This window comes from Pseudomonas sp. BP01, from assembly GCF_022760795.1.
Classification (GTDB): Bacteria; Pseudomonadota; Gammaproteobacteria; order Pseudomonadales; family Pseudomonadaceae; genus Aquipseudomonas; species Aquipseudomonas putida_Q.
Genome location: NZ_JAFBKA010000004.1, coordinates 83,088 through 97,296 on the forward strand (window position 1 = coordinate 83,088; position 14,209 = coordinate 97,296).

The window sequence follows — 14,209 nt, forward strand, 5'->3', positions numbered from 1 at the left end:
CCGCGATGCTCAACAAGAAAACCGCCCTGATCGGCGGCGGCGTGCTGGCCTTGGCTGGTGCCGTGATGCTCGGTCTGGTCATCCAGGCCAACTCTACCGCACGCTCGCAGGTGGCTGACGATACGGTGCGTCTTGGCGATTTCAAGTCCACCGATGCGGCGCTGATCAAGCAGGGGGAGTATGTAATGCGTGGCGCCGACTGTGCGGCCTGCCACACGGCCAAGAGTGGCGATTTTGCCGGTGGCTATGTGATCGGCACGCCATTCGGTGATATTCAGTCGTCGAACATCACCCCCGACCGCGAAACCGGTATAGGCAACTACACCCAGCGCGACTTCTTCAATGCGGTGCGCCAGGGCCAGGGCCGTCATGGCCTGCTGTTCCCGGCAATGCCTTACACCGACTACACGCGCATGAGCGACGATGACCTGCGCGCGCTGTGGGCATTCTTCAGCACGATCGAGCCGAAGGCGCACAAAGTCGACGAGCTGTCGGGCATGAACTTCCCGTTCAACCAGCGTTTGCTGATGGCCGGCTGGAACTGGATGTTTTTCGACAACCAGCCATACGCCCCCGATCCTGGGCAAAGCGTGGAGTGGAACCGTGGCCGGTACCTGGTGGACGGGGCAGGGCACTGTGCAGCCTGCCACAGCCCGCGTAACGCCTTGGGTGGCCCGATTGCCAGCCAGGCCCTGCAGGGTGGGCTGGTAGGCACTTGGTTCGCGCCCAATATCACCAACGACCCGCACCAGGGCTTGGGTGACAGCACGGTCGAGCAGATTGTCGACTACCTGAAAACCGGCAGTGACGGTGTGGCAGTGGCCAGTGGGCCGATGGCCGAAGCGATCGAGAACTCGACACAGCACCTGACCGAGCAGGACCTGCGTGCCATTGCTGTGTACCTCAAATCCTTACCTGGCACACCGCAACCTGCCGCCCAAGCACTGGCCGCAAGCGATGCGCGCATGCAACGCGGCGGTCAAGGCTACGAGGTGCATTGCTCGGCCTGTCACGGCACTGCGGGCGAGGGTGTGAGCCATATGATCACTGGCTTTGCCGGCAACAAGGCGATCCTGGCGAACAACACCGACACGCTCACCAGCGTGGTCCTGGGTGGTGCGCGTGCGGTGCATACCCACACCTACACCACCGGTGCCGGCATGCCGGCGTTCGACTGGAAGCTCAGTGACAGCGAGATCGCCGACATCCTCACATTTGCCCGCAACAGCTGGGGCAACAGTGCCCAGCCGGTCACGGCTGCGGAAGTGACGAAGATGCGCAAGCAGCTTGAGCTGCCTGAGCAAATGCGCGCCAGCGTTCAGTAATCACCCGCGGCTGAACCTGCGGCACAGGTGGAGCACGGCCATTGGCCCTGTGCACCACCTGTGCCGCAGGCCCTTTGGCGGCGAGAGCCGCAACAGGCAGCATCCAATAACAAAGAGAACCATCAATGTCCATTTTCAAACAGCGCGTCTTGCTTGCCGCTTTGGTCTGCGCCCCGACCGTTCATGCTGCAGAGCCTTTTGCCAGCGATTCCCCTTGGGCGCTGGGCGACTGGAATGGCGCCCGCAGCGACCTGGCTCAGCAGGGCGTGGACTTCGAATTCGCTTATGTCGGCGAAATCGGTGCCAATCTTGGCGGCGGCTACAACAACGACCGTACTGCCCGTTACAGCGACCAATATTCCTTGGGCGCCCGTTTCGACCTGGAGAAATTGCTCGGCTGGCACGACGCGCGCTTCCAGCTGACCGTGGCCAACCGCAACGGCGACAACATTTCCAACGACCGCGTCGGTGACCCACGCACCGGTACGCTCAGCTCGTCGCAGGAAGTCTGGGGCCGCGGCTCGCACTGGCGCATGACCCAGCTGTACTACCAGCAAGCGTTCTTCGATCGGCACCTGGATATCAAGGCGGGGCGCTTCGGTGAGGGTGAGGACTTCAACAGCTTTGACTGCAACTTTCAGAACCTGACTTTTTGCGGCTCGCAGGTCGGGAACTGGGGTGGCATCTGGTACAACTGGCCGATCACCCAGTGGGCGCTGCGGGTCAAGTACCAGCTCAGTCCAGAGCTGTTTGCGCAAATCGGCGCGTACGAGCAGAACCCGTCGAACACTCAGAACGACAATGGCTTCAAGCTCAGTGGCAGCGGCACCGAGGGAGCGGTGCTGCCGGTGGAACTGGTATGGCAGCCGCGCATTGACGGCCTACCGGGTGAGTACCGTGCCGGTTATTACTACAGTACGTCCAACGCCAACGACGTGCTCAAGGACAGCCGTGGCCAGCCTGCTGTAATAAGCGGAGCAGCCTATCGCAGCGCATCGAGCAAGCACGGCGTGTGGCTGGGTGCCATGCAGCAGATAACCCAGCACGCTGGTGATGCTTCACGCGGGCTGACCGTTTTTGCAATGGGCACGGCTCATGACCGTAAGGCCAGCAAGGTCGATCACTACCTGTCGGTGGGCGCTATCTACAAGGGCCCATTCGATGCACGGCCAAAGGACGATGTCGGCCTGGCACTATCGGAAGTCCATGTGAACGCGGCCTACCGAAAGAATGCGGCCCTGACCAATCAGGTCAACGGGATCGATGACTACGACAGCCCCGGCTATTTGCCGGTCCAGGAAACCGAGTACAACGCCGAGCTGAACTATGGCATTCATCTAGCCGATTGGCTGACGGTGCGGCCGAACCTGCAGTTTGTGCGTCACCCAGGCGGGGTGAAACAGGTTGACGATGCCTGGGTAGGCGGTTTGAAGGTGCAAGCGAGCTTCTGAGTACAGCAGTGCTGGTACGCGCGCCGGGCAAGGCACAAGCCTTGCCCTGCTTGCAAGCGGGTCAGCCTTGCTGCAACAAGTGCCGTGCCGCAGCCAGGGCCTGGCTGCGGAGCGTGGCTGTATCGAGCCCGATGAGTTGGCCCCCACGTTTGACGATACGGCCGTCGGCTATCACGGTGTCGACGTCTGCTGGAGTCGCCGACTGAACGATGCACGCCACGGGATCGTTGACTGGGAAGATACCCAGCCTGCGGGTGTCGATCAGCGCCAGGTCGGCGCGCTTGCCCACAGTGATCGAACCTGTTTCCTGGCCGATGCCCATGGCGAGCGCAGCCCCCTGTGTGGCCCAATACAGCACATCCTTGGCGGTCATCAGTTGCTCATCACCAGAAGTGCCGATAGCCAGGTTGAGGCAGGTCTGCATGAGCATGAACGGGTTGGCATTGCCCCCTAGCACCAACGTGTCGATGCCGAGCGTGACCGATAGTTTCGCGCGATGCAGCGCTGCCACGGGTGGCAGCCCATAGCCCACACGCATTTCCGTCAAGGGTGTGATGCACACCGTGGCGCCCGCCTGCGCGATGCTGGCCAGGTCTTGTTCATCGGCGTGAGTGGCATGCACCAGCTGCACGGACGAGCTCAACAGGCCACGGCCAGCCAGTTGTTGGATAGCCTTTTTCTCCTGCATCTGGCGGCTGACGGCAATATGGGTGGATACAGGCAGACCAAGGGCTTTGGCAAATGCAAATTCTGCTTCCCAGATCGGCGCTTCGGTGCGTTCGGGACCACGGATAGCCAACCCAAGATCGATGCGCCGGTGAGCGGGGGTCTTCAGTTGGGACTGCACACGCTCGATATCCTTGAAGTCCATTGCACCGGTGGCCGGCAAGTCTTGCGCATAGCCGTACCACAGCCGCGCCCGCAATCCGCTGGAAGACAGCGCGCGCAGCTCGGCCTGTGCGAAGTCGGGGTCGCGGATGTTGTGCGCCCAACTATTGACCGTGGTGATGCCCGCGTGAACGGCCTCAGCCAACCCGAGGCGGACGCTGAGTTCGGCGAGGGCAGGAGTAAAACGCTTGCTGGTGGCTTGCTGGCTGACAAAGAAGGCAGGCCCGCCGGGAACGGGCGCGCTGTTGCGCAGCAGGCTGTTCCACAAATGCCAGTGGGTATCGATGAGCCCCGGTATCACGATCATGTCCGTTGCGTCGATTACCTGGGCCTGAGAGGCGTCCAGGCCCGTGCCGAGCTGGCGGATAATGCCGTGCTCGATTAGCACGTCGGCACTTGTCATGTCGTCAAGCGCGGGATCCATGGTTATCACAGTGGCATTGCGAATCAGCAGACGACCAGCGCGCTCTTGTGGGAGGACGCTGGCCTGAGCTGGAAGCATCAGACTGGCGCCGGCTAACGAGCCGAGTTGTAGCAATGTGCGGCGATCAATGGCCATGAAGCTGTCCTCCTGGAATCTGCTGGCTACCGAGGTCGGAGCGAACGTTCATACCTGCGACAGGGAAGGTAGACCAAGAGTTCGGTTGTGTTAAGCCGCATCGTTGCTCTGCATTGGGGCTTGGAGTACTCCGCCGCTATGTCATCCTATGGGATGCGCTGCAATCCGCTTAACGCTCGTGTAGCGGGCAGGCCGCTGCTTGCCCGCGTGAGGTAACTTATCCAAGCGTTAGCCCATCGCAATCTTCTTGGTTTTCTGTTGAGCGACATGCTGGCGGTGCAACTGTGTAAGCGCAAGACATCCCAATCCCCCAATAATGGTGGCCAGGGAAACGATCCCCGCATGGAGGCCCACCGAGTCGATCAGATAACCGATCAGAACCGGAATAGCGCCGGCAGGTAGGTAACCGCCCATATTGAATAGCGCATTGGCCTCAGCCCTACGTTCGTTCTGAACGTTGTCACCGATGAGCGTCAAACCTCCCAGTTGTCCCAGGCCCTGGCCCGCACCAGCCAGCAGTGCCGAGATGATCAAGCAGATTACCGAGCCCGCTTCCAGCGCAATCCATACGCTGATCATCGAAGCGATAGTGGCAACCCCGCTAAGCCAGAAAACTGTGCGGTGGCCAAGTCGCTTCGCGGCCAATTGCACACCTACGGCTACAACGAACATCGAGAAGGCCATGCAGCCGGTTATCAGCGGGCTGTTCACGCCCAGGAACGTGGCGATCAACTTGGGGCCAAGCGCCAGGATGAACGACGTTGATGTGATACCAGGGCCGAAGAACGCGATGCCTAACAGGACGATACCGACGCTTTCTTTCGGTACTCTAGGCAGGCGCGGCTTGAACGAACCCGTGCCCAGCTTGCGGTTCTTCTGCAGCATCAGTGCGAGCAAGGCCAGGCAGAGCAGCGCTATCTCGAACCGGAATACGATATGAATGGGCATTGTGAGGTATTGCGCCACAACGCCCGCCAGCAGCGGCCCGGTACCGGCGCCAAACACCATTGCTATCGAAGCCATCAGCGAAGCGAAATGCTTACGGTGCGGCTCGGCGTGTTCGATGACGTTGGCCATACCGCCTGATACCACCAGTCCGACTGATATCCCGGTGAAGAAACGGGCAAGCATCAGCGTCCCAATGCTTGCCGCTTGGTCGAACAGGAAGGCTGCGATGATTGCCAGACCGATGCACGGGACCAACAGCGCTTTGCGCCCAAAATGGTCAGACAGTTGGCCGGCTAGCGTCAACGTGAGCAGCAAGCCTGCGATGTAACACGCAAAAATTACCGTCAGCGTGCCTGAATTGAATCCCAGGCTTCTTTGCCAAATGCTGTAGAGGGGCGTGGCGGCATTGGACAGAATGAAGATTGCAGTGACAACCCAGGCTGTTCGAAACACCGCGAGTGTCCCCTGAATGGGTGGAGTGTTGCTCATGACGGGTTCTCTCTGACAAGTGATTTTGCCAGCTTAATCAGAGGTGACCTGTGAGCCTATTCCCAGATGATGCAAGTGATATGTGAAAAAATTCACATGATCTGAGTGGTTTCCAATCCCTGCATGAGGAATTCGACCACCACCCGAATTTTGATGGAGCTGCGCAAGTCCTCATGGAAAGCGAGCCAGATCGGCAGCTCGAGAGGAGGGCATTCAGTATCCGCTTTAACCAGTGCATGCTCAGCCGCGAGGAAGTCTGGCAAATAAACCACGCCGGCTCCCCCTGCAGCAGCGAGTGCCTGGATTCGAAGGTCATTGCTGGTCACCGAGACGCGCCTGCCTTTGAGGTGATCCAGCAACCAGCGCTGCTGGATAGATTGACCCATGCTGCGGTCATAGCCGATGAATTCATGATCAGCCGCAACATTTTTCGCCAGATAGTCCTCGGTGGCGTAGGGGAAAAAGCGCAGCGTGCCTAGTTTCTTGGCGATCACGCTTTGCTCTTGTGGGCGGGTGAAGGTGATCGCGATATCGGTTTCCTTTCTAGCCAGCGAGGCTGTGGATTTCGCGCCCACTAACCTGAGTTGCAGAAGGGGGTGGCGTGCGCGTAGCTCCCCGAGCCTGCGAGCGACCAGCGTGCCTAGAAACGCCGGAGGAGCAGAAAGCGTGAGTTCACCCTCGACGCGGCTTTCCTCACCCTCGACGAAGCGCTCCAAGGCGAACGACGCCGACTCCATGAGCGCCGCGTACTCGCCAACCCGCAAGCCATCTTGGGTAAGTTCGTAAAGGCGGCCTCTGCGATCAACCAGCTTCAGGTTCAATGCGGCTTCAAGTGCCGAGATTCTGCGGGCAATAGTGGCGTGCTCGACGCCTAGCGACCGAGCAGCTGCGGCAAGTGACCCCTCGCGAACGAACGCGTTGAAATATCTCAGGCTATCCCAGTCAAACATGTCGGCCCATCAGGTTAGTGTGTCTGTTCGACACCATCCTAGCGTATCAAGCCACCTTGTAGTCCAGACGAGTCGATTGTTTGATCCGTTGCAAAAGCGCGACAGCCAATATCACGCTGTGCACGGCCAGTACGCGACGACCTCCGTACGCATTGATCATCCTGGCGCAAAAGGGAGTCAGCAGGCTTAGTCAGGAGGCCAACGGATGCCCCGGAGATTACCCACTGGTGCGACCAACCGGTATCTTTATGCGCTGATCAGTGCTGAAGGATCTTCGAAAGAAATTGGCGTGCTCGCTCGGAGCGTTGTTCGGGGTAGCCGAAGAATTCGTCTTTCTTGCAGTCCTCGATAATCCAGCCTTTGTCCATGAAGATAACTCGGTCGGCGACCTTCCGCGCAAACCCCATCTCATGAGTGACGCACATCATGGTCATGCCATCTTGCGCGAGTTCGACCATGACATCCAGTACCTCATTGACCATCTCGGGGTCCAAGGCTGAGGTGGGCTCGTCAAATAGCATCACGACAGGATCCATTGCCAAAGCACGAGCGATGGCAACGCGTTGTTGCTGCCCGCCCGAGAGTTGGCCTGGGTGCTTTTGTGCATGCGCCAACAAGCCAACACGACTGAGCAGTGCCCTGGCCTTTTCGACAGATTCCTCTTTGCGGCGGCCGAGCACTTTGATTTGTGCAAGTGTCAGGTTTTCGATGATTGAAAGATGGGGAAACAGCTCGAAGTGCTGGAACACCATGCCGACTTTGGAGCGCAATTTGGGCAAGTCAGTCTTCGCGCTTCCGACGCTAGTGCCCTGAACAGTGATGTCGCCTTTTTGGAAGGGTTCCAGTGCGTTGACGCATTTGATCAAGGTGGACTTGCCGGACCCCGAAGGCCCGCACACCACGACCACTTCACCTTGCTTCACCTGGGTGGTGCAGTCTGTGAGCACTTGAAAGTTGCCATACCACTTATTGACGTTTTTGATCTCAATCATACTGCCCACCGTTGTGCCAAGCGTTTTACCAGTCTCGAAGCGCCGAAGCTGATGATGAAGTAAGTGAGGCCGGCGACGATGAGGAACTCGTTGACACGGCCGATAATATCGCCATTGCCGCGGGCAGCATTCAGGAAATCCACGAGCCCAACGGTGTATACCAGTGAGGTGTCTTGAAAGAAAATGATGCTTTGCTGAAGCAACAGCGGCGTCATCTTTCTGAACGCCTGGGGCAATATGATCATGCGCATGGCCTGAGCGCTGCTCATGCCAAGTGCCAAGGAAGCCGCCATTTGACCCTTCGCTACCGCTTGCACGCCTGCCCGCACGATCTCGCAGAAATAAGCGGCCTCAAACAATATGAAGGCGACGACGCATGAGGCAAACGCGCCCACCGGCATGGGGCGCCCCACGAGCCATTGAAGAATGAAGGGCACTGCGAGGTAGAACCAGGTAATGACCAGCAGCAGCGGCACCGACCGAACGTAATTGACATACAGGCCGGCGGCGCTGGATATCCAGCGGTTGGTCGAAAGGCGCATCAATGCCAACAATGTACCTAGAACGGTGCCGCCGAGAACACCGATCGCTAACAACTTAAGCGTCAGCCACATGCCGCTCGCGAGGGCGGGAAGAGCGGGGATAACTTCGGTGAAGTCCATTATTTTGCGCTCATTGTAATAAGGCCCGGTACGTGGGACTTGCGCTCGAAGTGTTTCATGATGCCCATAAGCCCCATGTTCAAGGTGAAGTAGATCAGGGTTGCCAAGCTGAAGGCTTCAAAGAGATGGGCTGAAAACTCAGCCGTCTGTTTGGTCTGCGCAAGAAGCTCCAGCAACCCAATCAGCGAGGCGACCGCAGAATTTTTGAACACAGCGAGAAATTCAGTGGTCAGCGGCGGAATGATGATCCGGTACGCTTGCGGCAGTAGTACATAACGGTAAACGCACCCTACGCTGAAGCCCATGGCCTTGCCGGCTGCGGCCTGCCCGGCCGGAAGCGCTTCGATACCGGTACGTACCTGCTCGCAGACCCGCGCAGCGGTGAACAATCCCAAACACATGACCACACTGATGAGCGACGATGTTGTTGGATCCAGGTCCTGCTTGAACCCTACCTGCCACGAAGGGGGTAAAAGATCAGGTATCAAGAAATACCAGATGAACAGCTGCACAAGTAAAGGCACATTGCGAAATACCTCAACGTAGCAGGTTGCTATACCCGACAGCCAACGCCCTGGTATCGATCGCATAATACCGAGGATGGAACCAAGCACGAGAGCGATCATCCAGGCAAGTAGCGCAATAGCGAGCGTCCACGCCAGCCCGGATATATACCAGTCCAGGTAGATTTGCGTGCCAATACCCGTGGGCTTGAAAAAAATAGTCCAGTCCCAATTGTAGTTCATTTGATTAACCGCTCCGGAGTTGCTGAAGGCGTGGTGCACAATTCGTAATGGGTAACAGGGCCCGGTAGACGGGATGCTTGCCTTACAGTGGCGCCGGCTGGTCAGTGGGGTTGGTATAAAGCGCTTTGACTTCTTCGGGCAGCGGGTAGTCGAGGCTCAGACCTTTGGGCGGTATGGGTTGTTGAAACCATTTACGATAGATCGTTTCAATTTCGCCAGACGCATAGAGCGCTTTCACGGCGTTGTCCACCGCTTGCTTGAAGGGGGCATCATGCTTACGCAACATGCAGCCGTATATTTCATGCGACTGGGCTTTGCCTGCGATTACCCATTTTTCCGGTGTGCGTGATTTTGCCCGCTCACCTGCGAGCAGAGCATCGTCCTGGAGCCAGGCAACAGCGCGGCCGGTTTCCAGCATCTGAAATGATTCCCCATGATCTTTCGCCGAGATGATGTTCATCCCAAGCTGCTGGTCAGCGTTGGTGGACCGCAGCAACCGCTCCGCGGTGGTCCCGGCGGTGGTGACGACATTACGGCCTTGCAGGTCAGATAATTCTTTATAGGCTGAGTCACGGGTAGTAAGCAGGCGAGTGCCTATTTCAAAAATACCGACCGAGAAGCTCACTTGTTGTTGGCGCTCAATGTTGTTAGTAGTGGACCCACACTCAAGATCCACCGTGCCATTCTGAATCAATGGAATGCGTGTCTGCGAGGTTACCAGGTTGTATTTGATGCGAAGGTCTGGCAAGTCGAGTTGGTGCTTGAGGGCGTCTACGATTTTTAGCTGGATATCCTGAGAATAGCCGACAGGGACGCCTGAAGCGTCGGCGAGGTAGGAGAAGGGGATTGCCGCATCGCGGAACGCTAACGTAATGGTCCCGCTTTCCTGAATTTTCTTGAGGGTGCCTGTGAGTTCTGTCGCCATCCCGCTTTGGGTAATGAGAGTGAGCGACAAAGCGAGGGTAGCGGTAACGACGCGAGTTTTCATAATTTCTCCAGAAATCTGGCCGGCGCCGGGGCGCTGTGCGGCCACTGCATGATTTTCTATTTGTTGTGGTTTAACGGCAGTTTTCTAGAACTAAAGTTTCTACAAGAAACTTACTTGTTTTTTGTTTTTGTAGCGGTGCAGGGTAGCGTGTCCGACCGCATGGTCCTTGCAACTCATTCGTTAGAGCATCTTGCTTTGGATACTATTGCGCAGGTTTCAGGGTAGTGACATTCCTTTTCAAGGAACTCCTTGATATCGCTTTCGTATGGCTTTGTAGCGCCGCATGCGTTGCCTGCAGCTGGGTACGCCATCGAGTACCCGTGCTGCCGACCTACACCTTTCATTCGATTGCGAAGACGGCCTCGATCTCAACCGGAGCGCCTCTAGGAAGGGCTGCAACACCCACAGCAGCCCGCGCATGCGCTCCACGCTCAGCACCGAAGAGTTCCACGAACAAGTCCGACGCGCCGTCAACGACTTTCGCCTGCTGCTCGAAGCTGGGCAGGCATTTAACAAAGCCGTTGACCTTTAGCACGCGCAGTCGATCAAGTTTGCCCTCACTCGCATGGTTGGCAATTGACAAAAGGTTGAGCGCACACACCCGAGAGGCAGCTTGTGCCGTCTCGAGATCGAGGTCGACGCCGACCGTGCCTTTGTACTGCAGGACATCATCCTTCAGGCTCACCTGACCGGCTGTGTAGATCAGATTGCCAAAACGCGTGTACAGCACATAGTTGCCACCCCGCGTATTGAACGCCGGCAGCTCAAGACCCATGGCTGCCAGCTTTTCCAGTACCTTGCTCATGTGTGTCTCCACTGTTTTCAGTCATGTGTGAATGAAGTTCAGGGCGCGGATACCGAGCCCGACTATGGTGCCCAGGCTTGTTGAAATACATCAGGGTCGACATTACCGCCGGAGCACACCACAACGATCGTTTTGCCTCGATAGCGCTCTCGCTCCCTGATTAGGGCACCCAGCGCCGCTGCACCACCCGGTTCCACAACCAGTTTCAGTAATTGGAACGCGGCGCGCATGCCAGAGAACGCATCGGCCAGATACGCCACCTCTGCGCGGGGGCGGATGGGCCGCAACGCTTCAAAGGGTAGAAACCCTACTGCCGGCCCCGCAATACCGTCGATGAGTGTGTTAGGGAGCTCCTCCAGTTTCACAGGCTTGCCTTGCTGCAGGGCGGTAGCCCATTTGGTGTAACCATCGGCTTCAACCAGAACGCTCTCGAAATCACCGAACTTCGAGCGCAGCGCCGTCAGCGTACCTGCGGCCATTCCACCTCCGCTGCAGCCCAGCCACACCGAGTCGGGTATCGCACATGCCTCGGCCAGCTGATCAATCACCTCCAGCCCGATGGTGCCCTGGCCTGCCATGATGTGCGGATCATCGAATGGCGATACGAACGTCATGCCACGACTGTTGATTAACCGTCGTGCGACATCCTCACGATCTTCCCGGTCTTTGTTGTAAAGCACGACCTCCGTGCCCCACCACCGGCAGTTTTCCTGCTTGATGCGCGGTGCATGCTCTGGCATGACAACGACGCAAGGGCATCCCCAATGACGCGCCGCCGCAGCGACCGCTTGCCCATGGTTGCCTGCCGAGTAGGTGATGACACCCTTGTCTCGTTCATGTGCTGTCATCTGCGATAGCTTGAACATCGCACCACGGAACTTGAATGCCCCGGTTTTCTGCAGGCATTCAGCTTTCACATATACATTTGCCCCCACCAGCTCATTGAGCATGGGCGAACTGAGCAGGGGGGTGCGGACAACCTGACCCTGAAGAACACTTTGGGCTTTGGCAATCAGTGCGAGATCAAAAGTCAGCACAGCGAGACCTCAACGAAAAAAACTTTGTCGATGACCGCACTGTTCAGGTGTACGGTTGGCGAGTGCCCGACTTCAGGCCCGAACTGCACAGTGCTATCGGAGGTGGTGTTCGAGTCAAGGGCGGCGCGACTGATCAGTCGTTCTTGTTGGTTCATGGCGGACACCTGCGGTTGCGATGCCCTAGTATTTCGGGCTCTGATGCGCAGGTATATTTCGAATATGCTAATTCCTCGATACGCTGGTCGTATCGGCGCAGGCCATTTGCATGCATCACCGCCTTTGTCATCGCGCCTTCAGGTAGGGTGCCCCGAGCGAGTCTGAACCAGGAATTTCATGATCAACTTCCGCCTGATACGCCATCTCTGGTTGTTCTTGGCTGTCGCCGAAGAGCAGAATTTTGGGCGCGCCGCCAAGCGGCTGGGTATGTCGCAACCGCCGTTGACCGAGCAGATCAAGGTGCTCGAAGCCTCATTGCGGGTGAAGCTGTTCGAGCGCACAAGCAAAGGTGCAGTTCTCACGCCGGCCGGCTTGGCGATCATGCCGGCGGTGCGCAAGTTCGCCGAGCAACTTGAGCGGCTGGAGCTTGCTGTGCACGAGGCGGTTGCCGGCCAGACTGCCGTGCTCACGATTGGCGCCATCAATGCCGCCTTGGTGGAAGTGCTTCCTGGGCTCATCGAGCAACTGAAGATGCGTTTCCCGCAGGCATCGGTGTTCATCCGCGAGATCGACAGTGGTGAGGCTGTGCCATCACTGGAGACGGGGGATATCGACGTCGCATTCGCCCGCATCGAGGGCGGCTATCATGACCCGATTCGCTCGATCCCGTTGGTGCAGGATCGGCTGGCCGTCGCATTGTCGAAAAACCATCCGTTGGCCAATCAAGAGGCTGTAGATCTGCGGACCTTGGCCGATGATGTGCAAATCATGTTTGCACGCGGCGGTAGTCCGGTTTTCTTCGACTACATCGTCAATTGCTGTCAACAGTGCGGTTTCAGACCGAAGATCATGCATGAGGTCAGGTCGATCGGTTCTCAAATTTCCTTTGTCAGCTGCGGGCAGGGTATCGCACTGGTGCCGTACGAGCTGCAGCGGCTAGCTCCCAGCAATGTCGTCATCCGACCCCTGATGCAGGAGTTCCGCTTGGTCACCAGTGCTTTGGCGTGGAACTCCGCCCGGCATCATCCCTTGGTTGAGGCCCTGATCGAGCTGGTGCGGGTTCACTACCCGGTCCCGGTAGAGTCCATGGGTGGCTAGCAGGAAGGGGGAGATCCAATGACTGGAAACCTGTGTACCCTCTGGAAGTCCGTCACAAGCTGGCGGGATCACCGAAGAACATCTGGACATCGAGATAAATCAAGACCAGCGCCATGATGGCTCGGACAGGTGCTCGAAGAAGAAGTCTGAGAGTGCCTTGATCTTCACAGGGCGCGTGCGCGCCGAGGGCGTCACGAAATAGAGACCACCACGCATCATGCTCCACTCCGGCAACAATGCGATCAGTCGGCCGTCGGCCAGGTATTCGCTGGCGATAAACTCCGGAAGCTCGGCAATGGCCAGCCCCTCGAGCAAAGCCGGCAATAAGGCATCTGAGTTGGTGACACGAAGTTGGCCGGTCGGCACCACATCTTCTTCGGTACCGTCCACGTGGGTGAATCGCCACACCTGGCTGCGCGCGCGGTACGCATAGCTCAAGCAGGGTCGTGCGGCTAATTCACGTGGATGGCTCGGGTATCCGTGTGCGCTTAGATAGGCAGGTGAAGCCACAAGGTATTGGGTTACGGCACAGAGTCGACGCGCGACCAAAGACGAGTCAGGCAGCACGGCAATGCGCAGTGCCGCATCAAAGCCCTCGGCGATCAGGTCTACGGACGCATCGGATAGGTGCAGGTCTATCGACAGTTCTGGGTACATGCGCATCAGCTGAGGAATCAGTGGTGATACCCAGCGCAAACCGAACGACATCGGTACCGCGAGTCTTACCTGGCCTCGAGGCTGCACCGACAGCTCCTGAGCCTCACTTTCAACCTCCTCTGCCTGCCGGTAAATGTCGCCGGCCCTGGCGGCCATGCTCGCGCCAAACTCTGTAAGTGCCAACTGGCGTGAGGTGCGGTTGAACAAGCGTCCACCCAGGCGCTCCTCAAGGCGCGCAACCGCTCGAGACACCGTGGGCACAGAAACCCCCATAACCCGAGATGCCGCAGCGAAGGACCCCTCTTCAGCCACCTTGGCAAACATGGCCAACCCTTCAAAATCGGGAAGTTTACTCATTTCATTTCTGCAACGATGGATTTCAGACAATTCTATTTTGAAAAACAGGTGCCGTCGATAAGCTTCTCCCACACCGCAGCAACTTACCTAACGTAACGGGA

The 14,209-nt window shown here is 57.9% G+C and carries 14 protein-coding genes; 3 read left to right on the forward strand and 11 right to left on the reverse strand.

What is annotated here, in order from left to right; all coding sequences use genetic code 11:
* Positions 1-5: 5 nt before the first annotated feature.
* Together JOY50_RS05490 and JOY50_RS05495 are read left to right on the forward strand one after the other, a co-directional pair.
* Positions 6-1,325 (forward strand): cytochrome c, encoded by a 1,320-nt coding sequence (locus tag JOY50_RS05490; protein ID WP_243054899.1) that lies wholly within the window; start codon positions 6-8, stop codon positions 1,323-1,325.
* A 125-nt stretch (positions 1,326-1,450) separates the two neighbouring features.
* Positions 1,451-2,776, forward strand: a complete 1,326-nt coding sequence (locus JOY50_RS05495) for a carbohydrate porin (RefSeq protein ID WP_243054900.1) — start codon at positions 1,451-1,453, stop codon at positions 2,774-2,776.
* A 61-nt stretch (positions 2,777-2,837) separates the two neighbouring features.
* Here JOY50_RS05495 and JOY50_RS05500 read toward each other — a convergent pair whose 3' ends face one another.
* The 10 genes from JOY50_RS05500 to JOY50_RS05545 form a co-directional block, all read right to left on the reverse strand.
* Positions 2,838-4,223, reverse strand: coding sequence for an amidohydrolase family protein (locus JOY50_RS05500; RefSeq protein ID WP_138736637.1), 1,386 nt, complete (start codon positions 4,221-4,223; stop codon positions 2,838-2,840).
* Positions 4,224-4,451: 228 nt separating this feature from the next.
* Entirely contained in the window at positions 4,452-5,660 is a 1,209-nt protein-coding gene (locus JOY50_RS05505; protein WP_138736638.1) for an MFS transporter, read from the reverse strand.
* A 92-nt stretch (positions 5,661-5,752) separates the two neighbouring features.
* Positions 5,753-6,610: a LysR family transcriptional regulator gene (locus JOY50_RS05510; RefSeq protein WP_063426124.1), complete on the reverse strand. Its 858-nt coding sequence runs from the start codon at positions 6,608-6,610 to the stop codon at positions 5,753-5,755.
* Positions 6,611-6,867: 257 nt separating this feature from the next.
* The gene (locus JOY50_RS05515) at positions 6,868-7,602 is read right to left on the reverse strand and encodes an amino acid ABC transporter ATP-binding protein (RefSeq protein ID WP_063426126.1); all 735 of its coding nucleotides are present in this window, start codon (positions 7,600-7,602) and stop codon (positions 6,868-6,870) included.
* A complete protein-coding gene (locus JOY50_RS05520) occupies positions 7,599-8,264 on the reverse strand; it encodes an amino acid ABC transporter permease (protein ID WP_138736639.1) in 666 nt (221 codons plus the stop codon). Before JOY50_RS05520 ends, JOY50_RS05515 begins: the two co-directional genes overlap by 4 nt.
* Positions 8,264-9,010 carry an amino acid ABC transporter permease gene (locus tag JOY50_RS05525; protein ID WP_138736640.1) on the reverse strand — a complete coding sequence of 249 codons (747 nt, stop codon included), beginning with the start codon at positions 9,008-9,010 and terminating at the stop codon, positions 8,264-8,266. The genes JOY50_RS05520 and JOY50_RS05525 overlap by 1 nt, the downstream gene beginning before the upstream one ends.
* Positions 9,011-9,092: 82 nt before the next feature.
* Positions 9,093-9,998, reverse strand: coding sequence for a transporter substrate-binding domain-containing protein (locus JOY50_RS05530; protein ID WP_138736641.1), 906 nt, complete (start codon positions 9,996-9,998; stop codon positions 9,093-9,095).
* A 340-nt stretch (positions 9,999-10,338) separates the two neighbouring features.
* Positions 10,339-10,803, reverse strand: a complete 465-nt coding sequence (locus JOY50_RS05535; protein WP_138736642.1) for a RidA family protein — start codon at positions 10,801-10,803, stop codon at positions 10,339-10,341.
* A 62-nt stretch (positions 10,804-10,865) separates the two neighbouring features.
* Positions 10,866-11,840 carry a threonine/serine dehydratase gene (locus JOY50_RS05540; protein WP_138736643.1) on the reverse strand — a complete coding sequence of 325 codons (975 nt, stop codon included), beginning with the start codon at positions 11,838-11,840 and terminating at the stop codon, positions 10,866-10,868.
* Entirely contained in the window at positions 11,834-11,995 is a 162-nt protein-coding gene (locus tag JOY50_RS05545) for a hypothetical protein (protein WP_192902495.1), read from the reverse strand. The genes JOY50_RS05540 and JOY50_RS05545 overlap by 7 nt, the downstream gene beginning before the upstream one ends.
* A gap of 178 nt (positions 11,996-12,173) precedes the next feature.
* Between JOY50_RS05545 and JOY50_RS05550 the strand changes: the two genes are divergently transcribed.
* A complete protein-coding gene (locus JOY50_RS05550) occupies positions 12,174-13,094 on the forward strand; it encodes a LysR family transcriptional regulator (protein ID WP_063426136.1) in 921 nt (306 codons plus the stop codon).
* Positions 13,095-13,193: 99 nt separating this feature from the next.
* Here the strand turns inward: JOY50_RS05550 and JOY50_RS05555 are convergent, their stop codons facing one another.
* The gene (locus JOY50_RS05555; RefSeq protein ID WP_138736644.1) at positions 13,194-14,108 is read right to left on the reverse strand and encodes a LysR family transcriptional regulator; all 915 of its coding nucleotides are present in this window, start codon (positions 14,106-14,108) and stop codon (positions 13,194-13,196) included.
* Between the last annotated feature and the right edge of the window lie 101 nt (positions 14,109-14,209).

Excerpts from the sequence above, each read along its gene's own strand:
- JOY50_RS05510 (WP_063426124.1), bottom strand. The coding sequence starts at position 6,610 with ATGTTTGACTGGGATAGCCTGAGATATTTCAACGCGTTCGTTCGCGAG.
- JOY50_RS05495 (WP_243054900.1), top strand. The coding sequence starts at position 1,451 with ATGTCCATTTTCAAACAGCGCGTCTTGCTTGCCGCTTTGGTCTGCGCC.
- JOY50_RS05545 (WP_192902495.1), bottom strand. The coding sequence starts at position 11,995 with ATGAACCAACAAGAACGACTGATCAGTCGCGCCGCCCTTGACTCGAAC.
- JOY50_RS05500 (WP_138736637.1), bottom strand. The coding sequence starts at position 4,223 with ATGGCCATTGATCGCCGCACATTGCTACAACTCGGCTCGTTAGCCGGC.
- JOY50_RS05520 (WP_138736639.1), bottom strand. The coding sequence starts at position 8,264 with ATGGACTTCACCGAAGTTATCCCCGCTCTTCCCGCCCTCGCGAGCGGC.
- JOY50_RS05550 (WP_063426136.1), top strand. The coding sequence starts at position 12,174 with ATGATCAACTTCCGCCTGATACGCCATCTCTGGTTGTTCTTGGCTGTC.
- JOY50_RS05535 (WP_138736642.1), bottom strand. The coding sequence starts at position 10,803 with ATGAGCAAGGTACTGGAAAAGCTGGCAGCCATGGGTCTTGAGCTGCCG.
- JOY50_RS05555 (WP_138736644.1), bottom strand. The coding sequence starts at position 14,108 with ATGAGTAAACTTCCCGATTTTGAAGGGTTGGCCATGTTTGCCAAGGTG.
- JOY50_RS05490 (WP_243054899.1), top strand. The coding sequence starts at position 6 with ATGCTCAACAAGAAAACCGCCCTGATCGGCGGCGGCGTGCTGGCCTTG.
- JOY50_RS05505 (WP_138736638.1), bottom strand. The coding sequence starts at position 5,660 with ATGAGCAACACTCCACCCATTCAGGGGACACTCGCGGTGTTTCGAACA.
- JOY50_RS05515 (WP_063426126.1), bottom strand. The coding sequence starts at position 7,602 with ATGATTGAGATCAAAAACGTCAATAAGTGGTATGGCAACTTTCAAGTG.
- JOY50_RS05530 (WP_138736641.1), bottom strand. The coding sequence starts at position 9,998 with ATGAAAACTCGCGTCGTTACCGCTACCCTCGCTTTGTCGCTCACTCTC.
- JOY50_RS05525 (WP_138736640.1), bottom strand. The coding sequence starts at position 9,010 with ATGAACTACAATTGGGACTGGACTATTTTTTTCAAGCCCACGGGTATT.